This window comes from Bacillus nitroreducens (assembly GCF_964021195.1).
On record NZ_CAXHYI020000003.1, the window covers coordinates 3584135 to 3610520 of the forward strand.

The following is a 26386-nucleotide window of genomic DNA, read 5'->3' on the forward strand; positions in this document are numbered from 1 at the left end:
TATGTTCACCTACTTCTAGAAGGTTTGTAATAAGGACTTAACAATTAAATACCATCCATCCACAAGGATAAATAAAAGAATCTTAAATGGTAAGGAAATCATAACTGGAGGAAGCATCATCATCCCCATAGACATTAAGATACTGGCCACAACCATATCAATTACAAGAAATGGGATAAAAATCATAAAACCAATTTGAAAAGCTGTCTTTAGTTCACTTATTGCAAAAGCTGGAACCAAGGCAGTTAAAGGAATATCCTCTATCGTTTCAGGTCGCTCTGCACCAGAGTAGTTCAAAAACAGTTCTAAATCTTTTTGCCTAGTATGTGCACTCATAAATTCTTTAAATGGAATTGCCGCACGGTTATAGGCTTCCTCTAAATTTATTTCTTCATTAAAAAGTGGTGTCAATGCTTGCTCATTTACGTCACTAAAAGTAGGTGCCATCACAAAAAATGTCAAAAACAAGGCTAATCCAATTAACACCTGATTCGGTGGCATTTGCTGAGTTCCAAGGGATGTCCGAACAAACGATAGTACAACAATAATCCTAGTGAAACTGGTCATCAATATCAAAATACTAGGTCCGAGTGATAGAACAGTTAAAAGGAGAAAAAGTTTTACCGATGTCGAAACATTCTCAGGGGCACTAGTATTAAAAAATTCCATGAATTCATTCATTCTTTGCTAGACTCCTTCTTTTCAAGCTGCTCGACAATTTTCTTTCTCCCTTGCTTTAAATCTGAAAATTGTTTTTCTAAGATGGAGGAAAATGAAGGCTTGTCCTCATCCTTCGCTTCCCTTCTTTTATCAAAAAATCGATTTATTACATCTCTTGGTTGAATAATGGATTCTAGCGTTGAATTATGTTGCTCAATAATGGCTTTGATTTCTTCAACATCATCGATTTCCTTAAGAAGTTGAATCGAGTCTCCTACACCTACAACCAATATTCGTTCCCCGACCTTAACGATTTGAATTGATCGATTTGTTCCTAAACTAGTCCCACCTAAGTTTTCAATAAATTTCTGACCGTTAAACATTCGATTTCTTTTATTCACAAACTTCAATAAAAAATAAATCAGTGCAAGAACTAATAAGGTTGTAAAAATCATCTTAAAAAAGTCGCCAGCAGTAAGCTCATTCACAGGTTTTGGAATCTCTGTTTGCTCTTCATCATTTAAATTCCTATCTTTTTGTTCTTCTTGCTGGCCAAGTGTGTCACTGACACTTTTATTAATCTGTCCTTCTACAGCTTGTACAGGAAAAGTGACAAGCAAGGCATGAAAGAAGATAAGTGCTATAAAAACTTTATTAAAATACTTCACTTTTGTTGCCACTCTCCTGAGTTTGTATTTGGTCACCGCATAAGAAAACTATATTTTATAAATATCATTAGCTTAATGTTTTACTGATTGCTTCAATCACTCGATCCGCCTGGAATGGCTTAACAATAAAATCTTTTGCTCCCGCTTGAATGGCATCGATGACCATTGCTTGTTGCCCCATAGCTGAACACATAATAACTTTTGCATTTGGATTAATCTTTTTAATTTCTTTTAACGCAGTAATACCATCCATCTCTGGCATTGTAATATCCATGGTAACAAGGTCTGGGTTATGTTCCTTATATTTCTCAACCGCCTGTGCGCCATCAGCCGCCTCAGCAACGACCTCATAGCCATTTTTAGTTAGGATATCCTTAATCATCATTCTCATAAATGCTGCATCATCTACAATAAGTATTTTATGTCCCATTAGAAAAGCCCCCTAATTTAATTCAATTTTTTAATGCGGTCACTTTGGCTAATAATATCAGTTATTCTGACACCAAAATTTTCTTCAATTACAACTACTTCACCTTGTGCAATGAGTTTGCCATTAACTAAAACGTCAACAGGTTCTCCTGCGAGCTTGTCCAATTCAATAATAGAGCCAGCAGATAATTCTAGGATCTCTTTTATAGATCGTTTTGTTCTACCCAATTCAACAGTAACCTGAAGAGGAATATCTAATAACATATTCAAATTTCTTGATTCAGCCTCTTGTAAATGAACTGGTTCAAACTCAGAAAAAACGGCTGGTTGAATTTCTGGTTGTTTCATTTGGATTCCACCTAGATGCTGTGGATTACTATTTGAAACAGGTTGATTGCTATCAGGCTGAACAGATTGATAAGAACGTTCGTGAGTTGATTCCATTTGCTGTCTATTCTGTTGTTCGTTCACAATTGACGGTTGTTCAGTAATCTCACTATATTCCTGATGTTCTGAAATAACCTCCATGGTTGGAGCAACCATTTCAGATTGTGATGAAAGAAGTTCTCCCACTAGATCTTTCGCAAATTCGACTGGAACAAGTTGCATGATAGATGAATCAATCAATTCCCCAATTTTCAATCGAAACGACACTTTTACCAAAATATCATCTGGTGGAAGATTCTCAGCACCCTCACCATGTTTTATGTCCAGAATGTCAATATTTGGTGGAGATATATCAACTTTTTTACTAAAAACTGTTGACATAGAGGTGGCTGCAGAACCCATCATTTGGTTCATCGCTTCCTGTACAGCACTTAACTGAAGTTCACTAAGAGATTCTGGTGCTGCAACCCCAGCTCCACCAAGCATCAAGTCAGCAATGATGGCTGCGTCACTTTGTTTAATTACTAACAGGTTTGTACCTGTAAAACCCGCTGTATAATTTACGGAAACTGCCACATATGGGTGTGGAAACTCTTGTTCAAGTTCTGAACTTACCACTAGAGAAACATTTGGTGTCGTTATCTCTACCTTTTGGTTGAGTAAAGTAGAAAGGGCTGTTGCTGAACTACCAAACGATATATTCCCAATCTCCCCGAGGGCATCCTGTTCAAGTACGGATAAAAAATCCTCTACCAGGGGCTTATCATTATTATTTGCTACTTTTTCTTCGTTGTCTAAATCAGCAGTACCTCGTAGTAATGCATCGATTTCATCTTGAGATAGCATATTTCCATTATTCATCTTCGCTGTCCCCCCTTTTAATCTCCTCTAGGATTTGCACGGCCTGTTTTTTATTTAACTTTCCAACCTGAGCAGTAAATTTCGGAATTCCCTCAACCTTTACCACGATTGGTTCTTGAATCATTTTATCAAGCTGGATGGTATCACCAATATCCAAAAGTAAGAATTCCTGAATTGCAATATTGGCTGTCCCTAATTCCGCAGCAATTGGTAGTTTAGTATCCTTAAGGTTGTTTTCGATATTAGCAATCTCTTCACTATTTTTTTCATTTTTAGGTGCAGATTGCATCCAGTAATGGGCCGATAGTTTTGGAATAATTGGCTCAAGGAAAACATGAGGTATACAAATATTAATCATTCCACTTGTTTCACCAATTTGCGTATTTAGTGAAATAACAACCACTGTTTCATTAGGCGAAACAAGTTGAAGGAATTGTGGATTTACCTCAAATTCCGTTAAAATCGGGTCAAGTTCCACTAAATTAGCCCATGCTTCCCTCGCTTGTTCGAATGCTTTTTCAAACATATTGCTCATTAATTTCGTTTCGATCTCTGTTAAGTTGTCAATTTTATTTAATCCTGTACCTCTTCCTCCGAGCAAACGATCAAGCATTGCATATGCAATATTGGGATTCACCTCTAATATGATACGCCCGTCAAGTGGTGGCATTTCAAATACATTTAAAATTGTCATATTAGGAATTGAGCGAATAAATTCCTCATAAGGCAATTGGTCCGCAGTTCCAACTGATATTTGGACATATGTTCGAAGTTGTGCTGAAAAATAGGTTGTTAATAACCGTGCAAAGTTTTCATGTATTCTAGTGATACTTCGAATTTGATCTTTTGAGAAACGAAGCGCCCTTTTAAAATCATATATTTTTACTCGGCGTTCACTTTCTTCTCTTTTAAGTTCTTCTGGATTCATTTCACCAGTTGAAAGGGCCGAAAGTAAAGCATCTATTTCACTTTGGGATAATATATCTCCAGGCAAGGTTCCACCTCCGCTCAATAAAGATTGCTCAAAAAGTGTCCGAAAATGGCACATCAAGATATTTATGTCTTAATATCCCGTTCCTCAAAACAGTCACGTCTCGACCTTTAAAAGCACATGTTGTGCTAGTGCCAATAAAACTCAAAGACGTGACAATTTTTTACGCGTCCTTTTAGTCACTTATTGAACCATCATTTTTAGTAATTTAAATCTCATGACCTACTGCGGAAGAAAGGATGTCGCATAGACGCTAACGACTGTACCATCTTGCATTAATTCATTAATTCGATCCTTTAATCGATTTTCAAGATTCACAATCCCTTCCTCACCCTTAAATTCATCAGATGTCATATTTGAAAGTTCTTTAATTATAATATTGTTTATTTGGAAGCTACGCTTCTCTAACTCTTCTTTTCCCTTTTTTCCATCTGTTTGGACTTTAAAGGATATACGAATATAGTCATCACTTAAGAGTTTTGTTGTAATTTCTGGAATCTCCACAGTTGCCTTAAGTATTTCATCAATAGATGGCTCTTCCTGATTGTTATCACTAGCTATTGCTTTTGTTAAAAAAATGAAAGCGGCCGTACCAACTAAGGTAATAATACTTAAGATGATGACCATTGTTACAAGCAACTTATTTTTCATAGCAACTTATCTCCCTAATGACGGCCAAGAACATTTATTTTTTGATAAAATTCTTGTACCTTCTCTTGTACGTCTCCTTCTGTTTCTTTCACAACAAGTTTTTTTCCATTTGTTAAAGTAATTGTTGTATCAGGAAAGGATTCAACCTGTTCAATATACAATGCATTTAAAGTAAACTTCTTATTATTTAATTTTGTTAGAGTTATCAATACACATGGGTTTTTTAATGAATTAAACCCCTAACCCCCTTAACGTTTTAAGTTTACAAGCTCTTGTAAGATCTCATCAGATGTTGTAATAATACGGGTATTTGCTTGGAACCCACGTTGAGCGACTATCATTTCAGTAAATTCTTCAGAAAGGTCAACGTTTGACATTTCAAGAGCACCAGCCATTAATTTTCCAGCTCCACCGTTTCCTGCTGTTGTAGTAGTAGGTGTTCCTGAGTTTTGAGTTTCAATAAATAAGTTATCTCCAGCTTTTTCAAGGCCATCTGGGTTAGCAAAAACAGTGATTTCTATTGTTCCCACGGTTTGTAATTGTCCAGTATCGTCTACATAACTAACTACCCCCGCGGAGTCAATACTAAAACTTTGTGCACTAGATGGTATATTTATCCCAGGTTCAACTATTAAACCATTGGCATTAACTAAATCACCAGATTCATCCAAATAAAAGTTTCCAGCTCTTGTATAATAAGTGTTTGGTCCATCCGACACTGTAAAATAGCCTGCTCCTGAAATAGCTAAATCAAGCGGTCGGTTTGTAGACTGGATGCTACCTTGGGTAGAAATAGTATCGATTGTCGATAGTGTAGATCCTAGACCAACCTGTTTTGGGTTCACACCACCTCTTAAATTATCACTACCTTTTGCGCCTTGAATGGTTTGACTCATCATATCTGAGAAAGTAGTTCTACCTTTTTTAAATCCATAAGTATTTACGTTAGCGATGTTATTTCCAATCACGTCTAACTTTGTTTGAAAGTTTTTCAATCCACTGATACCTGAATACATTGAACGTAACATTTTTAATTTTCCCCTTTCGATTTTAGGTGGCTTCTGTCAGTCCGCACACCATTGGCTTCCATTTAAGGTCCAGCCATTTTATATTAATCTAAAATAATCGTCCCATTAATATTCGTGAATATCTGAGAATTCGCTTCATCACGATTCATCGCAGTGATGACTGTATTATTCGGAACATTAACAATTAGTGCTGCATTCTTTGTTACAACTAGTGAATCTCGAATGCCCTTTGTTTTCGCCTCAGATATTTTCATTTGAATTTCTTTCCACTTCGAATCTTGAATACTAATATTTCTCTCATCTAATCTCTTTTGTGCATGCTTACTAATCACCAAGCTTGTCTCTTTTTCGAGTGCATCTTTAAACGATATTTTAGGTTGTTGAGGTTGCTGTACTTTTCTCTGTGTTTGCAATGAAAGTGGATGAGTTTGCAATTGAAGAATTCGATGGTCCAACATTATCACCTCCTATTCTTCCTCGTTAGAAGGTTCCTTAACTTTTAAGATTTCATCACTATATATCTTAGTTCCATCTTTCAACTCTAACTCAATATAACCTGATTTTTGAGAAACAGAATTGACAATTCCTTGTCCTTTTTTTATAATTTCACTTCCGTCCTCATCTTCTGTTTTATAGCTATACTCCACTTCTTTTCCAATCATATTGCTATATTTTAATAGTTGTTCACCCTGCATTTCACTTACAAATTTTTGTAGTGTACTATTCATATTGGTCATTTGTTCAAGTGAAGTAAAGGTAGCCATTTGAGCGATAAAATCCTTATCTTCCATTGGATTCAATGGATCTTGGTTTTGAAGTTGTGTCATTAATATTTTTAAAAAGTCATCTTTACCTAAAATATCATTACCTGTTTTTCTCTCTTGTTTTAGATTAGAAAGATACAGACTTGAATCGATTTTAGTAGACATTCATTCACCACCTATACTTTAAAGTTAACAAGCTCATTTAATAGAGTAGAAGTAAAAGATGTTTCGTCGCCGCCATGTTCTTGCTTGCTTTGTTCATCTTGTTGTCTATCTGATTGTTGACGTTGTTCTTGTTGATGTTCATTTTCCCTCTGCATGTTTCTCTCAGTTTGATATTGTAGTTGTGTTGAAACTTCAATTTTATCAACTGAAATATTTTGGGCGATGAAAGTGTGCCTTAGGTTAGCTAATTGTGACTCTAGTAATTCTTTTGCTTGACTCGTTGAGGCCATAATTCTAGCAATCATCCCTGACTCCGTTTGTAGTAGTTCAATTCGTAATGAACCAAGATGTTCAGGGTAAAGATTAATTAATAATTTTTGTTGTCCACCATTATTCAAAAAGCTACTTCTTGCTAATATATTTTGAAACTGCCTAATAAATTGTTGTTGATTTGGTAATGGCGTATTCGACTGTTCAACAAAAATTGAAAATTGCTGAGCTTTTGATACTAGGTTTGAACCCGCTTCATTCAAAGGTATAGTTTCGTTTGTCAATCTTTGATTTTGTGTTATAGTACTTACGTTTTGTTCTTGAATGTTAGTGATAATCGTCTGCGGTTTTTCTATCCCTTTTGGCGTAGAAAAATATCTCGCATGAACTGTGTGTAGATAATGTATACGGGACTGTAATTCCGAAATAGGCTTTTCTGATTTAGTAAGTATGTTTTCTATGTTTTCCATTAACTCATGGATAAACTTCTGATACCTTATATTAGTCGTATGCATAACACTTGGTGGCTCTTTTGAGACCATATCACTATACTTCACTTTTAATGTTTCTATTAAGTTCAAAAGACCTTTCTTTTGTTGAGAGGGATTATTTTCGACATACGTCTTGATTATTAAAAGAAGGCCAATAAGCTCCGAACTACTAGTAACCTTATCTAAATTAAGTTGACTTTCATCGTACTTAATCGTAGAGACAAATGTCATGATTTGATTAACCAATTCTAGTGGAAGTGCGTTAAGGACATCTTCAAATTCAGGTGAATTAGCCCCATCCCTCAAGTAAGTCTCGATTTCATATAATGCTTTCTCTATTGATTCAATTGCAGAATCGTCAAGTAGATTTTCTTGCTCTACATTAGTTAAAGTCTTTTCTTCATGGTATTCAACTGTCTGTGAACGGTCCACAACTTTTATCGCATCTAGAGCTTCACGAAAATTCCCTTGTAATGAATTACTACTTTTAACTGCTGATATAACCTCGACAGTCTTTCTACTTATTTCTGGATAATGTCCTAAGTGTGCTACCATGTTCACCTTATTTCACCTCCCTTCAAGACAATGCATCATTATTGAGTAATTAATTGGGTGAATTTCGCAGCATCTTCTGGTGCCATTTTTTCAAAGATGGCAGCTAATTTTTTCGTATCGATACTTGTTAGAATCTCCGTTGCTTCTTCCTCTTTCAAATTAGGAATAATTTTTGCCGCATTTTTTGGAGACATCATTTCATACATTTTAGTTAATTCATCTAATGATTTACTTTTCGCCAAACGTTCGTCCTGAAGTTTAATAAGTTCATCCGAAAGATTTCTGATCTCATTTTCTAGTGTTTGTATTTCCCCACTCTTCGTTTCTAAAGCTTTTTCTAGTTCGGTAATTTTTGTTTCCTTTGCTAATATCTCAGCCTCTAACTCTTCTACAGATCCCTCAGCCTCTTCTAGTTTTTGAACCTCTTTTTCTTCATCATTAAAAATGGAAGATATACCTGGCACCTTGATAGCAAATTCTTTCATGGCTCCAAGAGGATTAAAACCCGCAACTGATAATAGAACAAAAACGACTATAAGTGTAAAGATGGTAGGAATAAGAACGACAAACAGAAACCATTGAAACTTACTATATTCTTTTTCACTTGTCTCCATTTGATCACCTATCTTCCTTTAGACATATATTGTTGAATGGATATTTCATCCATCATCTGGCTTTCTTGTATTTTCAACTGACCTTCATAAATGGCAAGTTCTTTCTCATTCATGACCTCATATTTCTTAACTTCAATATTCTTCTCTGTTAACAAGTCTTGAAGTTGCTGCATTTTTTGTCGTGCTCTAATGACAAGTTGCTGATAATACGAAATGGTCCTTTCTAAACCTGTAATGAATGATTGCTGATGCCGAATACTTTGGATAGATAGGCCAAATTGTAACTGCGTTCTTTGATTTTCTTCAAGGACTTCCTTTTTCTTTAACGTTTCATACAAACTTTCAGCGGCTTCTTCAAATTCTTTAACCGATGTTTTGTAATCTGCTAAAATCTGATTCTTCTCATTTTCTTTTATCGACATAACTTTTTGAAATTTGAACTTATAACTCATTTGTTTTATTCACCTTTTTCAGCCAATTGTGCCAATAACCGCAAACTTTCTTCAAAACTATATTTCTCATCCGTTTGCTGTTTCAAAAAAGAAATTATTTTTGGATAAAACCTTATTGCTTCATCCACCTCTATAGAAGATCCTCTCTTATAAGCTCCGATATTTATTAAATCCTCTGAATTAAGATATGTGGCCATGAGACCTCGAATCTTCTCTGCATTGCTTTTATGGTCACGAGATGTAATTTGGTTCATTACACGACTAATTGATTTTAATACATTAATAGCTGGGTATTGGCCTTTATTAGCTAGACTACGATCCAGAACGAAATGGCCATCAAGAATCCCACGAACTGTGTCTGCTATCGGCTCATTCATATCATCCCCGTCCACTAGCACTGTGTAGAATGCTGTAATTGAACCTAAATGATTTGTTCCAGTTCTTTCTAATAATCTTGGTAGTGTAGTAAAAACACTGGGTGTATAACCCTTTGTAGTTGGAGGTTCCCCAATCGCTAAACCAATTTCCCGACTTGCCATGGCAACACGCGTAACGGAGTCCATCATGAGCATGACATCGAGTCCTTGATCCCGATAATACTCAGCAATCGCAGTCGCGGTCATTGCTGCCTTAATTCGTAGAAGGGCTGGTTGATCGGAAGTAGCCACCACTAATATTGACCTTTTGAGACCTTCTTCACCTAAATCTTTTTCAATAAATTCCCTTACCTCACGTCCACGCTCTCCAACAAGCGAGATGACATTTATGTCTGCTGTTGTATTACGGGCAACCATTCCCAATAATGTACTTTTACCCACACCACTTCCTGCAAAAATACCAACACGTTGACCTTTACCAACAGTTAAAAGGGAATCAATCATTTTGACCCCTACTTCAATTGGTTCTCGAATAGGAGGACGAGATAATGGATTAGGAGGATCCTGTTCGGTTGGTACGGAAGTTAATCCTCGAGGCAATCCACTTCCATCAAGTGGATGTCCTAAAGGATCTAAAACTTTACCAATTAATCCTGAACCTACTTTTATATCAAGTGGCTTACCAGTTGCCTCAACAATACTTCCAGGAGAAATATCTTTGACATTAGAAAAAGGCATTAAGATCACATGTTCTTCGCGAAACCCTACTACCTCTGCCTGTATACGCCTTTTATGTGAGATTCCAACATAAATATGGCACAAATCACCTATCGAACACTCTGGTCCACGCGACTCAATCATTAGACCTACAACTCTCGAAACTTTTCCGTAACGTTTGAACGAATCAATTGACTGGATTTCAGCAAGAAGATCGATTGCTTTCATAACTATTCCTCCAATAATAATGAAAGAAGTTTTTCTTTTATTTCCGAAAGCTGAGTGTCCACACTTGCATTAACTTTTCCAAAGGACGATTCAATCACACAGTCTTGTTCGTTCAATTCTTCATTTGGGTAGATGAATAAGTCCGTCTCCTTGTTAAGTACAGTTGATAGCTCTTCTTTTCGCTGCACAACTACTTGGTAGAATAATGGATGAACTTGGATGGTAATATCCGAATGTTCTTTTACTTCTTTCAGTGCGTTTTTAGTAAGATAAACAAAATCATCTGGATTTTCTGACAGATGAACTCCGATTATCTTCTCAGCAACCGTCATAGCAAGCTTTACAATAACTTCTTCTGAAGATTCTAGGTATTGATTATAGTCATGTTTAGATGCATCAATTATTTGGCGAGCCTCTGCTAGTAAACTTGTGTACTCCTGATAGCCTTGCTCTCGACCTTCAACCAACCCAGTCTGAAAACCTTCAGCTGACGATTTAGTAAAGAGTGCTTGTTTTTCCTCTTCCCAATTTTGTTTTTCTACTATTACCTGTTGCCTAAGTGAATTAGAGTATGATATTGCATCTTGCACAATTTTATCAGCCTGTTCCTTCGCATCATCAAGTAATTTTTGTGTAAGAAACTCTGAATCAGGTAGTTGTTGGCTTGGTAGTTTATTTCCTGAAGTTTGTAGAGATTTAAGGCCTATCACCCTTTTTTGATGATTCTTTGGCTCGATCAAACTCGATTTAATAACATTAGACAATAATATCATCTCCTCCACCACGAGCGATGACGATTTCACCTGCTTCTTCAAGTCTACGAATTACCGCTACAATACGAGATTGTGCTTCTTCAACATCGCGCAACCGGACTGGCCCCATATATTCCATTTCCTCCTGAAAGGTTTCAACCATCCGTTTTGACATATTCTTAAAGACAATATCCTTAACTTCTTCACTTGCAACACGAAGAGAAAGCATGAGATCCTCATTTTCAACATCGCGAATAACACGCTGAATTGCACGATTATCAAGTGTTACGATATCTTCAAATACAAACATTCTCTTCTTAATTTCTTCCGCAAGACCTGGATCTTGTATTTCAAGAGCGTCTAGTATCGTTCTTTCCGTTGACCTATCTACTCCATTTAAGACTTCTACAACAGCTTCAATACCGCCTGTTTGTGTATAATCGTGTGTTACAGTAGCTGATAGTTTACGCTCAAGAATTTGTTCGACCTCGTTAATGATCTCAGGGGAAGTTCTATCCATGATTGCAATCCGTCTTGCAATATCAGCTTGAACTTCCTGTGGTAGTTCAGATAAGATCTGAGCAGACTGCCTAGAGTCTAGATACGATAGAATTAAAGCTATTGTCTGTGGATGCTCATTCTGTATAAAATTCAAAATCTGTCCAGGATCAGCTTTCCTTGCAAAATCAAATGGTTTAACCTGAAGGGAAGATGTAAGTCGATTAATAATGACCCCCGCTCGCTCTTCACCAAGTGCTTTTTCAAGAACTGTTTTTGCATAGCCGATACCACCTTGAGTAATATAGTCCTGAGCTATTGCGATTTGATGAAACTCTTCCATAATTTGTTCTTTCGTGTTAGCTTCGACTCTTCGAACGCCCGAAATCTCTAGTGTTAACTTTTCAATTTCATCTTCTGATAGATGCTTGTATACTGAGGCTGACACATCTGGACCTAATGAAATAAGAAGTATGGCTGCCTTTTGTTTACCAGTTAACCCGTTTTGTAATTCTCGTTTTGCCATTACCCCAACCTCCTACTCATCTGCCAACCAAGTACGTAATAGTTTCGCAAAGTCTTCTGGTTTATCTTTGGCTAGTTTCTCTAATTGTTTTCTGCGCACAGTTGTATCTGATTCTTTTTCTTCATTTACATCTGGAATTGTTTGTTCAAAGAATACAGGCTCAGGTTGAGTTATCTCTTCTTCCGTTTCCGTCACTTTCTTCTTACGTAAAACTAAGATTAATAGAATGATAAGTCCTAAAATTAATAATCCACCTACAATGTAAATCCAGATCGGTAAACCTTCATTAACTGGTGTTTCAGAAACGGTAGTAGCTTTACCATTAAATTCTTGAACAGAAACAACGATTTTATCTTGAATGTCTTCATGTGTTAAAACCTTATCCTCATCCTGGTTAATACTTGTCCCCACAATCGTGCTTAAGATCCTCTCAATATCTTCAACACGTTCTTGTGGCATTGAAGCAGGATTTTTCGGATCCGGTGCTTCTACCATGACCTGAATACCTAAATCTCTTATTTTATAAGGAGCTTCAACAATGTCCTTTGTGATTCTATTCACATCTCTATTCACACGCTCTTCAATACGTTCATAATCCCCGTTACCTGATTGTCCGTTTGTATTATAAGCAGGGACTTCATTTCCTCCAGTTCCAGGTGTACCACCTACTTGTGCTCCTTCGCCCGTATAGGTTTCAGTAATTCGTTCAACACTAATTTCGAGTCCTTCCATATTCTCAGTGTCTGCAGGGGTAACGATGCTTTCTTGACGGTTTTCTTTTGTAAAATCAATATCGGTTGTCACAGATACAACAACCTTATCTGGTCCCATCATGGTTCCAAGCATTTGTTGGACCTGTCTTTGGATATCCCTTTCGATTTCACGTTTTAAATCAAGCTGTGATGCTACATTGCCAATTGCAGATAAATTTTCATTATTTTCTAAATCAAAGTACTCAAAGTATTGGTTAGTAATGACGATATTATCAGTAGGTAAGTTAGGAATACTCTTAGATACCAAGTGGTAAAGGGATTTTATTTGCTGACCATCAAACTTATATCCTGGCTTTGTATTTAGAACAATGGAAGCAGATGCTTCATTCTGGATGTCTTTCACAAAAATACCTTCACTCGGCATACTGATCATAACCTTAGCATCGTTTATTCCATCGATGCCTTTAATTAGATTAGCTAATTCCGTTTGTGTAGATTCTAGCTTAAGCATATTAAATTCATTATCGGTCATCCCAAAGCCAGCATTTTGACCAAAGAACGAATAATCAATATTACCGCTATCTGGTATTCCTTCTGCCGCAAGTTCAACCATCAAGGACTCTACCATTTCCTCCGGTACTTTAATAGTTGAACCGTTATTTGATATTTCTGATTGAATGCCTCTAGCATCTAATGTTGCTTTTATTTGTCCTGTTTCCTGTGGTGATAAGTTACTATACAAAGGAACAAGTGTTGATTTTGTTGTAATAAAAACAGTAAGTGAAATAATCACAATTAATAATAATGGCAACCCAATAATCGTCGTCTTTTGGAGACGTGATTGCTTTTTCCAATATTCACTTATCTTAGTTTTATATAAAAGTAGTTTTTCATTCATTTACATACCCCTAATTATCGTTTTAAAATCTCGGATTACACCTGCATCCTCATGATTTCTTGGTATGCTTCTATCACTTTATTTCGAATTTGAAGTGTTGCCTGCAATGAAACACTTGCCTTCTCAGAAGCAATCATTACTTGGTGCAAATCAACATTTTCACCGTTAATCAGTTTCTCAGTCATTTTATCCGAAAACTGCTGGGCTTCATTTACATTATTGATTGCGTCTTTTAAAAAATTACTAAACTCTTTTTGTACAACACTAGCAGCTTTGGGCTGAATTTCTGACATAGTAAGTTTACCTGGTGCTGCAATGTTTATTTTCTCAATCACGATTTATCACCTATTTTCCAATTTCTAAAGCTTTCATTAACATTCCTTTGGAAGCATTAAAGACAGTAACATTTGCCTCATAAGCTCTAGTTGCACTTATTAAATCGACCATTTCCTTTAGTGGGTCTACATTCGGTAGAGCGACATATCCTTCTTCATTTGCATCAGGATGTTCAGGGTTATAGACAAGCTGAAAAGGAGTGTCGTCTTCGACGATACTCGTCACCTTGACCCCATTACCTACCTTCGAATGGTTCATCGCCTTGGATAAATGAGAAGAGAAGCTACTGCCGTTTGGCTGCTGAACGACCATTTTTCTTCTATATGGCTGCCACTGTCCATCGACAATTTTCCCTCTAGTTGTATCTACATTTGCCATATTCGAGGAAATAACGTCCATTCTGAGTCTTCCAGCAGTTAGTGCTGAGGCACTCGTATTCAAGCTATGAAAAATAGACACGCTTAGTTCCCTCCTTTAATGACAGATTGTAATGTATTGAATTTCCCACTAATTCTTTGAGTTACAGCATTATAATAAATTTGATTTTCAGCTAATAACGCCATTTCCTTATCGATATCAACATTATTACCATTGTGGTTATATGCTGTATCATTTTTACTAATAATCGGACCGTTTGAACGAGTGCTACTAGTAAATTCTACGTGTTTGTTATTCGTCCGATTAGCCCTGATCCGACTATTTAATTCATTCGAAAGGAGATTCCTAAAGCTTACGTCTTGCGCTTTGAAATTTGGTGTATCCACATTCGCAATATTATTTGAAATCACCTTCTGTCTCAGCGCCGAATAATCCAATGCTTTCTCCAGCGAATGAATTGTATTAGAAAAAAGTTTCATCTAATCCCCTCACAAAAAATAAATACATTTCGAATATATATAACGAATTGTTATAACTCTTATCATTGTAATGAAATATAGTCTTTCTGTCTATGAACGAATCGGTAAAATATGATGTTTTTCGACAAATATAGGTCTTTTCGACCACGATTTCTATCCAATATTATAGAATTTTAGACACAAAGTTTCACGTGTTTTTTACAATTAGAGACAAGTACTTATTTCCACTACAAAAAAACGACAATATGTGATATTCATTGACTGCAAAATTTTCATAAAAAAGAAGATGGAGAACATCCATCTTCTTTTTTATTTTATTAATTTGATTTTAATTTCTCTAATTCGTAAAGGAATTTATCGTTAAGTACTTTAATATACGTACCTTTCATACCTAGTGAACGAGATTCAATTACACCTGCACTCTCAAGCTTTCTTAGAGCGTTTACGATAACAGATCTTGTAATACCAACACGATCTGCAATTTTACTTGCAACCAATAATCCTTCGTTGCCATTTAATTCTTCAAAAATGTGTTCAATAGCCTCAAATTCACTGTAAGATAATGAACTGATTGCCATCTGAACTACTGCTTTACTTCTTGCTTCTTCTTCAATTTCTTCCGCTTTTTCACGAAGTATTTCCATACCTACAACAGTAGCACCATATTCAGCTAAAATTAGGTCATCATCTTCAAAACGTTGATCTAGTCTTGAAAGGATAAGGGTACCTAAACGCTCACCACCACCGATAATTGGTACAATTGTTGTTAAACCACTTTTGAATAATTCTTTGTTTTCAATCGGGAATGCAGTATATTCACTTTCAATATCAAGGTTTGAAGAAGTTTCCGTAATGTTAAATAAACTTTGGGTGTACTCTTCAGGAAAATGACGATCCTCAATCATTTTCTTCATTCTTTCGTTTTCAATTTGTTGATTGATGGCAAAACCAAGAAGTTTTCCACGGCGACTTAACAAGAAGACATTTCCTCCAATTACATCGCGTAAAGTTTCTGACATTTCTTTGAAATTAACTGGCTTTCCAGCTGCATTTTGCAGCATTGCATTGATTTTTCTTGTTTTTTGTAATAATGGCATTTACTTGTTCCTCCTGATAATCTTACAAAATAAACTGACTTAAATCTTTGTTTTTCACGATAGTACTCAACTTTTCATCTACATACTGTGGAGTTATCGTGATTTTCTCCATCGTAATATCTGGTGCTTCGAATGATAAATCCTCTAACAGTCTCTCCAAAATTGTATGTAGGCGTCTAGCACCAATATTATCCGTATCTTGATTCACTTGGAAGGCAACTTCAGCTATCTTACGAATAGCATCGTCAGAAAATTCAAGTTGTATACCTTCTGTTTCTAATAATGCTGAATATTGTTTCAATAACGCATTATCCGGCTCAACTAAAATGCGATAAAAATCATCAACTGTTAACTTTGTCAACTCGACACGAATTGGAAAGCGGCCTTGTAATTCAGGAATTAGATCTGATGGCTTCGACATATGAAAAGCTCCAGCAGCAATAAATAACATATGATCTGTTTTCACTGACCCATATTTCGTTACTACCGTTGAACCTTCAACAATCGGTAAGATGTCACGTTGAACTCCTTCTCTTGAAACATCTGCAGAAGAAGAATTATGACTCTTTCCAGCAACTTTGTCAATCTCATCGATAAAAATAATACCCGATTGTTCTGCACGATTAATTGCTTCTTGAGTAACTTCATCCATATCAATTAACTTCGCTGCCTCTTCATTCGTTAGTACTTTTCGAGCTTCTTTAACAGTTAGTTTCCGCTTTTTTCGTTTTTTAGGCATTAGGCTACTTAGCGCATCCTGCATATTCATGCCCATACTTTCCATACCTGATCCTTGTAGCAGATCAAACATGGAAGCTTGCTGCTCTTCAACTTCTACAGTAACGTAATAATCCTCTAGTTCACCAAGTTCAAGCTTATGAGCCATACGTTTTCTTCTTTCAGTCAAGCTATCTTCCTCTGGTGATTTTTCTTCGTCTGGCTCATTAGTATTCCCACCAAAGAGCATTTCGAGTGGATTTTTATAAGTTGTTTGTTTTTTATTACTTGGAACAAGTAACTCAACAATTCTCTTATTCGCATTTTCCTGAGCTCGATCTGCTACTTCTGACATTTTTTCTTCTTTTACAAGACGTACGGACGTTTCAATTAGGTCTCGAACCATTGATTCTACATCACGGCCAACATATCCAACTTCAGTAAATTTAGTAGCCTCTACTTTAATAAAAGGAGCCCCTACTAATTTGGCAAGTCGTCTTGCAATTTCAGTTTTACCCACACCTGTCGGCCCAATCATTAAAATATTCTTGGGCACGATTTCATCTCTTAGTTTTTCACTTAACAAACTACGGCGATATCGATTTCTTAGCGCCACCGATACTGCCCTTTTAGCATCTTTCTGGCCGATAATATATTGGTCTAATTTTTCTACAATCTGTCTTGGGGTTAAATTAGTCTTCAATGAAATCCCCTCCTTATAGTTCCTCAACTATAATGTTTTCATTTGTATACACACAAATCTCACTTGCAATTTCTAATGACGCCTTTGCAATCTCTTTTGCTGTTAGATGTTCACCGGAATACTTCTTCAACGCACGACCAGCAGAAAGAGCATAATTTCCACCAGAACCAATTGCTAGAATACCATCATCGGGCTCAATTACTTCTCCTGTACCAGAAATAAGAAGCAAATCTTTCTCATCCATAACAATAAGCATTGCCTCTAATTTACGAAGAACTTTATCACTTCTCCACTCTTTTGCTAGTTCAACAGCTGCTCTTTGTAAATTTCCATTAAACTCCTCAAGCCGTCCTTCAAACATTTCGAATAGGGTGAAGGCATCAGCAACTGAGCCTGCGAAACCCGCTATAACCCTACCCTGAAATAGTTTACGCACCTTTTTTGCTGTATGTTTCATAACCACAGCATTTCCAAAGGTAACTTGACCATCTCCAGCCATTGCTGATTTTCCTTTATGTTTTACAGCAAATATAGTTGTTGCATGAAAATTTGACATATTTATTAAACAACCTCCTTATGCACGTGGATGTGAGGACAGATAAATATTTCGTAAATGATCCTTTGTCACATGCGTATAAACCTGTGTGGATGACAGGTTTTCATGACCCAATAGTTCTTGTACAGACCTCATATCAGCGCCCTCGTTTAAAAGGTGTGTAGCAAATGTATGTCTTAATATATGTGGACTAATATGAATTGTAGAGGAGGTTTTTTTAATCATATTATTCAAAATAACACGGACTCCCCTAGCTGTTAATGGTCCACCACGAAAATTTAGGAATAAATGATTCGTATGTACTGAGGCTTTTTCAAGCAACTCTTTGCGACCATGTGAAATATAGTTTGTAAGTGCTTGTTCTGCATAACTTCCAAAAGGAACGTAACGCTGCTTATTCCCTTTACCGCGAACAAATACTGTTCCTAAAGAAAAATCTAAATCTTGTAGTGTTAATTTGCAGCATTCACTCACACGGATTCCAGTCGCATAAAGCAGTTCAAGTAGGGCTTGATCTCGTTGCCCTAAACTTGTTGAAAGATCTGAAACACGAAATAGCTTTTCCAATTCTTCCTCATATAAAAAGTGTGGAAGCTTTTGTTCCCTTTTTGGTAAGGATACGAATGTGAATGGATTTTGGTTAATACGATTTTCCCTTTGAAGAAAATGAAAAAAACTGCGTAATGTTGATATTTTTTTAGCAACAGTACGTCTTGCATATTGTTTCTTATACAGCTCGGTAAGATACAATCGCACATCCGAATATGTTACATCAGATAAATCTGAAATAGACTCCCGTTTCAGAAATTGAAAAAAATGATCAACCGATTGCTCATAATGCACAATTGTATATTGTGAATAATTCTTTTCGATTTGTAAATAATCTTTGAATAATTGTAACGATTTGTTCACATTTTCCAATGTTTTCACCTCACAAGGGCTACTAAATATTATCATAATTTAGTAGCCCTTGCAAATAAAAACTCTGATTTTTTTAAAAAATTCTGAATTGCGCAAGAAATGGTTATTTCCCGTTTCTCTCTTCATAACTAAGCGGTGAGCCAAACATTAGGCCCACCACTATATGTTATTTTTGTGTTTCTTCTTTGTAGTCACACTCCGCACATTGAACTTGAATTCCTTTTTTAAGTTTCTTCTCAACTAACAGGCTTTCACATTTTGGACATTTTCGTGGAAGTGGTTTATCCCATGACAGAAAATCACATTCTGGGTATTGATCACAACCAAAGAAGATTCTTTTCTTCTTACTCTTTCTTTCAACAATGTTCCCCTTTTCACATTTGGGACAAGGAACTCCTATTTCTTTAACGATTGGTTTCGTGTTACGACAGTCAGGGAAATTAGAACACGCCATAAACTTTCCATATCTCCCCATTTTGTAAACCATCGGGTGACCACAATTTTCACAATCTACTCCTGCAGGTTCATCTTTAATTTCAATTTCTTGCATCTCAGCTTCTGCAATTTCTAATCTTTTCTCGAAATCTTTGTAGAATTCATCAATGATTTTGATCCATTGGGTTTTTCCTTCTTCTATTTCGTCAAGATCATTCTCCATTTTTGCAGTAAACTCTACATCTAAAATTTTAGGGAAAAATTCGAGCATTAGCTCATCAACAATTTCTCCTAGTTCTGTAGGTACAAATCGTTTGTTATCCAGTGCCACATAGCCTCTTTTTTGGATCGTATCAAGAGTCGGTGCATATGTGGATGGTCTACCTATCCCTAGTTCTTCAAGAGTTTTAACAAGTCTAGCTTCCGTATATCTAGGAGGTGGCTGAGTAAAGTGCTGCTTTGGATCAATGTCTTTTGCGAAGACTTGATCTCCCTCTTTTAAATCAGGCAACATATTTTCCTTTTCCTCAACATTATCGTCGTTGCCCTCTACGTAAACTTTCATAAACCCTGGGAATTTAACTTTTGATCCAGTTGCTCTAAATAAAACATCACCATACTTTAAATCAACACTCATCGTATCCATCACGGCAGAAGCCATTTGACTTGCTACAAACCGTTCCCAAATTAATTTATACAATCTGAGTTGATCTCTGCTCAAGTATTGTTTCAAACTATTTGGTTCTCTAAAAACAGAAGTTGGACGGATCCCTTCATGGGCATCCTGTGTATTAGTCCCTTTTTTCTCTTTCCTTTTAGTGTCAGTTAGAAATTGGCTACCAAATGTCTGTTCAATATATTGGGTACTTTCCTGGGTAGCAGTCTCCGAGATTCGAGTTGAATCCGTACGCATATAGGTAATTAAACCAACTGTACCTTCCTTACCAAGGTCAATTCCTTCATATAATTGTTGTGCCAGCATCATTGTTTTCTTTGCACGGAAATTTAACTTACGTGCAGCTTCCTGCTGTAAGGAAGAAGTGATAAACGGTGGAGCTGGATTTCTTTTTCGTTCTTTTTTAGTAACAGAGGTGATCGTGAACGATTTCGCTTTATTTGAAAGTTCAGCTTCTACCTCATCCTGTTTAACTGAAAGATTAACATCAATTTGAGAAAGTATGTTTTTTACTTCATCTACATTTTTCAATTCTATTTTTTTACCATTCACACCATAAAATTGACCTTCAAATTGCTCATTTCCTTTTAGAAAGCCAGCTTTGATTGTCCAATATTCCTCTGGCTCAAAACTTTGAATTTCTTTTTCTCGATCAATGATGAGTCTAACAGCAACGGATTGTACTCGTCCTGCACTTAACCCTTTTTTCACCTTTTTCCATAATAAGGGACTAATATTATAGCCTACTAATCTGTCAAGAACGCGTCTAGCTTGTTGTGCATCTACAAGCGCTTGATTAATTGGTCGTGGATGCTTAAATGACTCTTTAATTGCATCCTTTGTGATTTCATTAAAAACGACACGGCAATCTGAAGTGATATCTAAATTTAAAGAGTGTGCCAAATGCCAAGCAATTGCTTCCCCTTCGCGGTCGGGGTCGGCTGCTAGATAGACTTTTTTTGCTTTTTTAGCAGCTGTTTTTAAGTCTTTTAATACAGGACCTTTTCCTCGAATGGTAATATATTTTACTTCATAATTATTCTTTGCATCTACACCCATTTGACTTCTTGGAAGGTCTCTAATATGACCCATTGATGCTTTTACCTTATATTTTTTCCCCAAATATCTTTCAATTGTTTTCGCTTTTGCAGGCGATTCAACTATGACTAAATAGTCCGACATGTAACGCTTCCTCCTTAGAGGTAAAATAAATTTCTATTTATAATAAATCCTACCTATTTTCTATCATCAAATGCTCTTTTGAAATAAAAGCGCATCATTTACTTGATATGAAAGTTAAATCCTCCATATTATTAAATATTCATCTACAGTTTGTCAAACTGTTATGATAATTTTATTCTTTTTTCATCATTTATTTTTATTCAAATGATCCATTTCTAAGCGTATATCCTCGCTGTTGAGCACTAATTTTGCACCAGACTGAATTAATTTATTCGTTCCTACACAAGAAAGTTCTAAGATCGAGCCAGGAATTGCAAAAACCTCTCTCCCTTGATTAAGAGCTTGATCTGCAGTTATTAAGGAACCGCTTCTTTCTTTTGCTTCAACTACTAAAGTACCATGTGACAATCCACTTATAATTCGATTCCGCATCGGGAACTGCCATTTTTCAGGTTTTGTATTTGGAGGATATTCAGAAATTAGGATATGATTTTGGGTGATAGTACTTGCCAATTCTTTGTTTTCTTGAGGATAAATATGATGAAAGCCACCAGCTATGACCGCAACTGTATGCCCATTATATTCAATTGCTAATTCGTGTGCCATGGTATCTATTCCACGCGCCAATCCACTTACTAATACCCAATTTTCTTTTATCAAAGGTACTAAAACCTTTGTCATACATTCCATACTTGTATGTAATGGAGTACGAGACCCAACAACACTTAATAATTTCTCGCTTTTTAACAAAACTTGATTCCCAGCTGTATATAAGACCCAAGGTGGATCAAAAATCTCCTTCAGAAGTCTAGGATACTCTTGATCGAATATGGTAATAATCCCCACATTATTTTCCTTATATTGTTTTAGCATACTTTGGATTGATAAAGAATGCAAATCTTTTAAAAAAATTGTGAGGTGATGTTTTGAAAGGGGAAGAATCTTTTCATAAAAAGAAGTGGGGTAATTATATATAGAAGAAAGTGTAGGATCATGTTGTAGAATTCGGAAAATAGATTTCCAACCTATTCCTCGACAATGATGTAAATGTATTAATTTTTCACGAAATTTGTCCATTAGTTCTCCTTTTTCCATCTGAAAGAGACAGTCCTTTTAGACAAGAACTGCCTCAATTCATGTATTTAATTAGTGCGTTTTACACTTCTCGTATAACCCTTTTTCTTTGAGAACAGAAATTAAAGTCTCACCCATTACGGATGGTGTTTCTGCGACTTTAATGCCACACTCGTTCATAATACGGATTTTTTCTTCAGCAGTACCTTTACCACCAGAGATAATCGCACCAGCATGACCCATACGCTTTCCTGGAGGTGCAGTTTGCCCACCGATAAACCCTACAACTGGTTTTGTCATGTTGGCTTTAACCCACTCAGCAGCTTCTTCTTCAGCTGTTCCACCAATCTCACCAATCATGATTACCGCATATGTCTCTTCATCTTCGTTAAATGCTTTCAATACATCGATGAAATTCGTACCATTAACAGGGTCTCCACCAATACCTACAGCTGTTGATTGTCCAATTCCAGCTTGTGTTAATTGATGAACAGCCTCATATGTTAAAGTACCTGATCGTGATACAACACCTACGTGACCTTTTTTATGGATATATCCAGGCATTATACCAATTTTACATTCGTCAGCTGTAATTACACCTGGGCAGTTTGGACCGATTAAACGAGTCTTTTTCCCTTCCATAAAGCGCTTAACTTTAACCATATCTAATACTGGAATATGCTCTGTGATACAAATTGCTAGATCTAATTCGGCATCTACTGCTTCGATGATCGCATCTGCAGCAAATGGAGCAGGTACGTAAATGACAGAAGCTGTAGCACCTGTTTGCTCTACTGCTTCTTTAACAGTATTGAATACAGGAACACCTTCTACTTCAGTTCCACCTTTACCTGGTGAAGTACCACCTACTATTTTAGTACCATATTCAAGCATTTGTTTTGTATGGAAAAGGGCCGTAGCACCTGTTATTCCTTGAACAATTACTTTTGTATCTTTATTAACAAAAACACCCATGTTAGTCCCCTGCCTTTCTTACCCTACTAGTGATACGATTTTTTGTGCACCGTCAGCCATTGATTCAGCAGCTGTAATATTTAGACCAGACTCTTGTAAAATCTTCTTACCTAAATCAACGTTTGTTCCTTCAAGACGTACGACTAGAGGAATTTGCAATCCTACTTCTTTCGTTGCAGCTACAACACCTTCTGCAATAACATCACACTTCATGATTCCGCCAAAGATATTCACGAAAATACCCTTAACGTTTTCATCAGATAAAATAATTTTGAACGCTTCAGTTACCTTCTCAGCTGTTGCACCGCCCCCAACATCAAGGAAGTTCGCTGGATCTCCGCCGTAGTGCTTAATAATGTCCATTGTTGACATTGCAAGACCTGCACCGTTAACCATACAGCCAATGTTTCCATCAAGAGAAATATAACTTAAATCATATTTAGATGCTTCGATTTCTTTTGGATCTTCTTCATCTAAATCACGGTATTCTAGTACATCCTTTTGGCGGTATAATGCGTTAGAATCGAAGTTCAATTTAGCATCTAATGCCATAACTTTACCGTCGCCAGTTACCACTAACGGGTTGATTTCAGCAATCGAGCAATCTTTTTCAACAAAAGCAGTATATAACGCTGTCATAAATTTAACAGCCTGATTCACTAATTCTTTTGGTATGTTAATATTAAATGCGATTCTACGAGCTTGGAATGGCAGTAATCCAACTACAGGATCGATTTCTTCCTTAAAAATCTTTTCAGGTGTTTTTTCAGCAACCTCTTCGATTTCTGTTCCACCTTCTTCAGATGCCATTAAAACTACGCGAGAAGTAGCGCGATCAAGTACTAAACCAATATAGTACTCTTTTTTAATATCGCAGCCTTCTTCAATTAGAAGACGTTTTACTTCCTTACCTTCAGGACCTGTTTGGTGTGTAACAAGAGTCTTACCTAGGATTTCATTTGCATATGTACGAACTTCGTCCAGGTTTTTCGCTACTTTAACTCCACCAGCTTTACCACGACCCCCAGCATGAATTTGTGCTTTAACAACACAAACTTGTGATCCAAGTTCTTTTGCAGCTTCAACAGCTTCATCTACTGTGAATGCAACCTTACCATTTGGAACAGCTACCCCGTATTTTCTGAGGATCTCTTTTCCTTGATACTCATGGATATTCATTTTCCATCCTCCATTCTGATGTAAAAAAAGTAAAGAAAGCATTGTCAGTCCAAATGTTATTATACATTTAACTTTTCGAATTTTCTATGACAATTATTTTCGACAAATCCTACTTTGCATAGAAAAGCACATCATTATTGACTAGAGTTAGCCTCAAGTCCTAATGACGCTGAACTAGACAAAAATTAGACTGCGCTTTCATTTTATAACTAGAAAATCTACTTGTCTACCATTTCGCAAAAATTTATTCTTTTTTCGGCAAATATTGCAAGAATTGCTATACCAAGAAACTATTTTTTTAGATTCTTATCTATATTATATACAAAAGCAAAAATTTCTGCGATCACTTGATATAGTTCTTGAGGAATTCCCTCTTTTAATTTTAATTCGCTCAATAACTCAACTAGAGAACCATCTTCTTGAATCGGTATTTTATTTTCCTTAGCCTTTTGAATAATATGTTCAGCAACACTACCCTTACCTTTTGCCACCACTTTTGGCTCAGAATCTACATTTTCTTTGTAGGACAAGGCAACAGCCGCTCTCTTTTTGTTCTCTCGTTCTTTTTTCATATTTTAATATCCACTTTATTAGTAGAGTTACATAAATCAGCTTGATCTTTCATCACTTCATTTATTGCTAGATTATCTACACTTACACTTGAAAGCTGATACCCAAGTGATTCTAGACTCGTTTTTAGAGATGATTTCAAATCATTTGCCAAAGATTCAACACCTACTGTTTGGTTATAAATCTTGATTGATACTAGACGATTTTGAACCCGCACATCAATGAGGACTTCGTTCAAATTTGTGAGATTTAGCGAAAAAAGCAGCTGACAAAAAGTAGGATCTATTTTACCCTTCTTTTTTCTGCCAGATATCCGAAGTGAAATGTACTCTAAATCTGCTGTTTTAAAAGATACTTGTTCCTGAAGGAATTGATTTGATTCACTCGTTGTCAGTTCAATAGTATCCTTTGGAAGTGATTGCCTATTTTTAAATGTGAGTTCAGTCATTTCACTATTAGTAACTAGTAATTTGTCTAATATTTTAATTGAAGGATTTGCTAACTTTACTTCGCTATCACTTAGTGTTGAAGAAGAGTGAAACGTTTGAATGGCCCCACTCTTAAATAATGCTTGAATGATGTTAAAAGGCATCATCACTGTACCTCTACCATTTCCCGTATTGGAGCAAATGAACGTCGGTGCTCCTCTGTAACACCATATTTTTTAAGTGCTTCAAGGTGGTGTGCAGTACCATATCCCATATGTTTTTCAAATCCGTATTGCGGATATTCCTGGCCTAATCGCTTCATTAAACGGTCTCTCGTAACCTTTGCAATTATCGAGCTGGCTGCTATCGAAACACTATTAGCGTCCCCTTTTATGATGGATGTTTGAGGGATGTCGATTGGTATTTCCATTGCGTCTACTAAAAGATGCTCTGGCTTTACTGATAAGCCAAGAACTGCCTTTTTCATCGCTTGCTTAGTTGCTTGAAAAATATTCATTTCGTCGATTATGTTAGCTGGTATGATCCCAATTCCAATTGATACGGCACATTCTGTTATCTGTTTAAATAATTCCTCTCTTTTTTGTTCAGATAGTTTTTTTGAATCGTTTAAACCTGGGATGAATGCATTCTGAGGTAAAATAACAGCTGCGGCTACAACAGGGCCAGCTAACGGACCTCGGCCCACTTCATCTACGCCAGCTATGTTACTAAGCCGCTTATTAAAAAGGGATTGTTCATACTTGGTCATCTCATCATAAAGTTGTTTTTGAGCTTTTTCGATGTCCTTTTTCTTTTTCCAACGTTCGATGAGAACCTGAACCCCTTTACGAGAATCTTCCTCACAAAGTTTTAGAAACTCATCTTGTTCATCCTGTATCATCGCTAGTTGTTTTTCAATTTCTTTAATTGTGAACTGTGACATTCTTTCACCCTCAATACCATTTGCTTTATGTATTTTATATCG

General features: G+C 36.3%; 31 protein-coding genes. All 31 read right to left on the reverse strand.

Translation table 11 applies throughout. The features are described 5' to 3' along the window. Positions 1–15 precede the first annotated feature (15 nt). Positions 16–681 carry a flagellar type III secretion system pore protein FliP gene (fliP, locus tag ACWPVE_RS21355; RefSeq protein ID WP_453996927.1) on the reverse strand — a complete coding sequence of 222 codons (666 nt, stop codon included), beginning with the start codon at positions 679–681 and terminating at the stop codon, positions 16–18. Then, positions 678–1340, reverse strand: a complete 663-nt coding sequence (gene fliO / locus ACWPVE_RS21360; RefSeq protein WP_453996929.1) for a flagellar biosynthetic protein FliO — start codon at positions 1338–1340, stop codon at positions 678–680. Before fliO ends, fliP begins: the two co-directional genes overlap by 4 nt. Before the next feature lie 55 nt (positions 1341–1395). After that, positions 1396–1758: a response regulator gene (locus ACWPVE_RS21365; protein WP_453996931.1), complete on the reverse strand. Its 363-nt coding sequence runs from the start codon at positions 1756–1758 to the stop codon at positions 1396–1398. A 17-nt stretch (positions 1759–1775) separates the two neighbouring features. Beyond that, positions 1776–3005 (reverse strand): flagellar motor switch phosphatase FliY, encoded by a 1230-nt coding sequence (gene fliY / locus ACWPVE_RS21370; RefSeq protein WP_453996933.1) that lies wholly within the window; start codon positions 3003–3005, stop codon positions 1776–1778. Continuing rightward, positions 2998–3999 (reverse strand): flagellar motor switch protein FliM, encoded by a 1002-nt coding sequence (gene fliM, locus ACWPVE_RS21375; protein ID WP_453996935.1) that lies wholly within the window; start codon positions 3997–3999, stop codon positions 2998–3000. Before fliM ends, fliY begins: the two co-directional genes overlap by 8 nt. Before the next feature lie 219 nt (positions 4000–4218). Beyond that, a complete protein-coding gene (gene fliL / locus ACWPVE_RS21380) occupies positions 4219–4647 on the reverse strand; it encodes a flagellar basal body-associated protein FliL (RefSeq protein ID WP_453996937.1) in 429 nt (142 codons plus the stop codon). A 14-nt stretch (positions 4648–4661) separates the two neighbouring features. Continuing rightward, positions 4662–4856: a flagellar FlbD family protein gene (locus tag ACWPVE_RS21385; RefSeq protein WP_453996939.1), complete on the reverse strand. Its 195-nt coding sequence runs from the start codon at positions 4854–4856 to the stop codon at positions 4662–4664. A 39-nt stretch (positions 4857–4895) separates the two neighbouring features. Next, on the reverse strand, positions 4896–5675 hold the full coding sequence (gene flgG, locus ACWPVE_RS21390) for a flagellar basal body rod protein FlgG (protein ID WP_453996941.1): 780 nt from the start codon (positions 5673–5675) through the stop codon (positions 4896–4898). Between the two features lie 83 nt (positions 5676–5758). After that, positions 5759–6130 (reverse strand): TIGR02530 family flagellar biosynthesis protein, encoded by a 372-nt coding sequence (locus ACWPVE_RS21395; RefSeq protein WP_453996942.1) that lies wholly within the window; start codon positions 6128–6130, stop codon positions 5759–5761. Positions 6131–6142: 12 nt separating this feature from the next. Then, positions 6143–6604 carry a flagellar hook assembly protein FlgD gene (gene flgD, locus ACWPVE_RS21400; protein WP_453996944.1) on the reverse strand — a complete coding sequence of 154 codons (462 nt, stop codon included), beginning with the start codon at positions 6602–6604 and terminating at the stop codon, positions 6143–6145. Positions 6605–6615: 11 nt separating this feature from the next. Beyond that, on the reverse strand, positions 6616–7920 hold the full coding sequence (locus ACWPVE_RS21405) for a flagellar hook-length control protein FliK (protein ID WP_453997674.1): 1305 nt from the start codon (positions 7918–7920) through the stop codon (positions 6616–6618). 38 nt (positions 7921–7958) lie between these two features. Beyond that, positions 7959–8534 (reverse strand): MotE family protein, encoded by a 576-nt coding sequence (locus tag ACWPVE_RS21410; RefSeq protein ID WP_453996946.1) that lies wholly within the window; start codon positions 8532–8534, stop codon positions 7959–7961. A gap of 8 nt (positions 8535–8542) precedes the next feature. Beyond that, the gene (fliJ, locus tag ACWPVE_RS21415) at positions 8543–8986 is read right to left on the reverse strand and encodes a flagellar export protein FliJ (protein WP_453996948.1); all 444 of its coding nucleotides are present in this window, start codon (positions 8984–8986) and stop codon (positions 8543–8545) included. Positions 8987–8991: 5 nt separating this feature from the next. Next, on the reverse strand, positions 8992–10308 hold the full coding sequence (gene fliI, locus ACWPVE_RS21420; RefSeq protein WP_453996950.1) for a flagellar protein export ATPase FliI: 1317 nt from the start codon (positions 10306–10308) through the stop codon (positions 8992–8994). A 2-nt stretch (positions 10309–10310) separates the two neighbouring features. Next, positions 10311–11072 (reverse strand): flagellar assembly protein FliH, encoded by a 762-nt coding sequence (fliH, locus tag ACWPVE_RS21425; RefSeq protein WP_453996952.1) that lies wholly within the window; start codon positions 11070–11072, stop codon positions 10311–10313. Next, positions 11065–12084: a flagellar motor switch protein FliG gene (fliG, locus tag ACWPVE_RS21430; protein ID WP_453996954.1), complete on the reverse strand. Its 1020-nt coding sequence runs from the start codon at positions 12082–12084 to the stop codon at positions 11065–11067. The genes fliH and fliG overlap by 8 nt, the downstream gene beginning before the upstream one ends. A gap of 12 nt (positions 12085–12096) precedes the next feature. Further along, on the reverse strand, positions 12097–13695 hold the full coding sequence (fliF, locus tag ACWPVE_RS21435) for a flagellar basal-body MS-ring/collar protein FliF (RefSeq protein WP_453996956.1): 1599 nt from the start codon (positions 13693–13695) through the stop codon (positions 12097–12099). Positions 13696–13730: 35 nt separating this feature from the next. Further along, positions 13731–13988 (reverse strand): flagellar hook-basal body complex protein FliE, encoded by a 258-nt coding sequence (gene fliE / locus ACWPVE_RS21440; RefSeq protein WP_453997676.1) that lies wholly within the window; start codon positions 13986–13988, stop codon positions 13731–13733. A 52-nt stretch (positions 13989–14040) separates the two neighbouring features. Beyond that, a complete protein-coding gene (gene flgC, locus ACWPVE_RS21445; RefSeq protein ID WP_453996958.1) occupies positions 14041–14490 on the reverse strand; it encodes a flagellar basal body rod protein FlgC in 450 nt (149 codons plus the stop codon). Positions 14491–14492: 2 nt separating this feature from the next. Next, on the reverse strand, positions 14493–14888 hold the full coding sequence (gene flgB / locus ACWPVE_RS21450; protein ID WP_453996960.1) for a flagellar basal body rod protein FlgB: 396 nt from the start codon (positions 14886–14888) through the stop codon (positions 14493–14495). A 317-nt stretch (positions 14889–15205) separates the two neighbouring features. Continuing rightward, entirely contained in the window at positions 15206–15985 is a 780-nt protein-coding gene (codY, locus tag ACWPVE_RS21455) for a GTP-sensing pleiotropic transcriptional regulator CodY (RefSeq protein ID WP_453996962.1), read from the reverse strand. Between the two features lie 22 nt (positions 15986–16007). Continuing rightward, positions 16008–17405: an HslU--HslV peptidase ATPase subunit gene (gene hslU / locus ACWPVE_RS21460; protein WP_453996965.1), complete on the reverse strand. Its 1398-nt coding sequence runs from the start codon at positions 17403–17405 to the stop codon at positions 16008–16010. Between the two features lie 13 nt (positions 17406–17418). Next, complete coding sequence (gene hslV, locus ACWPVE_RS21465; protein WP_453996967.1) at positions 17419–17961, reverse strand: ATP-dependent protease subunit HslV; 543 nt, start codon at positions 17959–17961, stop codon at positions 17419–17421. Positions 17962–17979: 18 nt separating this feature from the next. After that, positions 17980–18882 (reverse strand): tyrosine recombinase XerC, encoded by a 903-nt coding sequence (xerC, locus tag ACWPVE_RS21470; protein WP_453996969.1) that lies wholly within the window; start codon positions 18880–18882, stop codon positions 17980–17982. A 166-nt stretch (positions 18883–19048) separates the two neighbouring features. Beyond that, positions 19049–21175, reverse strand: coding sequence for a type I DNA topoisomerase (topA, locus tag ACWPVE_RS21475; protein WP_453996971.1), 2127 nt, complete (start codon positions 21173–21175; stop codon positions 19049–19051). A 186-nt stretch (positions 21176–21361) separates the two neighbouring features. Next, positions 21362–22252 (reverse strand): DNA-processing protein DprA, encoded by an 891-nt coding sequence (gene dprA / locus ACWPVE_RS21480; RefSeq protein ID WP_453996973.1) that lies wholly within the window; start codon positions 22250–22252, stop codon positions 21362–21364. Positions 22253–22321: 69 nt separating this feature from the next. Beyond that, positions 22322–23224 (reverse strand): succinate--CoA ligase subunit alpha, encoded by a 903-nt coding sequence (gene sucD, locus ACWPVE_RS21485; RefSeq protein ID WP_453996975.1) that lies wholly within the window; start codon positions 23222–23224, stop codon positions 22322–22324. A gap of 18 nt (positions 23225–23242) precedes the next feature. Next, a complete protein-coding gene (gene sucC, locus ACWPVE_RS21490) occupies positions 23243–24403 on the reverse strand; it encodes an ADP-forming succinate--CoA ligase subunit beta (RefSeq protein WP_453996977.1) in 1161 nt (386 codons plus the stop codon). A 290-nt stretch (positions 24404–24693) separates the two neighbouring features. Next, the gene (locus tag ACWPVE_RS21495) at positions 24694–24975 is read right to left on the reverse strand and encodes an EscU/YscU/HrcU family type III secretion system export apparatus switch protein (protein ID WP_453996979.1); all 282 of its coding nucleotides are present in this window, start codon (positions 24973–24975) and stop codon (positions 24694–24696) included. Beyond that, the gene (locus ACWPVE_RS21500; RefSeq protein WP_453996981.1) at positions 24972–25568 is read right to left on the reverse strand and encodes a hypothetical protein; all 597 of its coding nucleotides are present in this window, start codon (positions 25566–25568) and stop codon (positions 24972–24974) included. The genes ACWPVE_RS21495 and ACWPVE_RS21500 overlap by 4 nt, the downstream gene beginning before the upstream one ends. Continuing rightward, on the reverse strand, positions 25568–26344 hold the full coding sequence (locus ACWPVE_RS21505; protein ID WP_453996983.1) for a ribonuclease HII: 777 nt from the start codon (positions 26342–26344) through the stop codon (positions 25568–25570). The genes ACWPVE_RS21500 and ACWPVE_RS21505 overlap by 1 nt, the downstream gene beginning before the upstream one ends. Between the last annotated feature and the right edge of the window lie 42 nt (positions 26345–26386).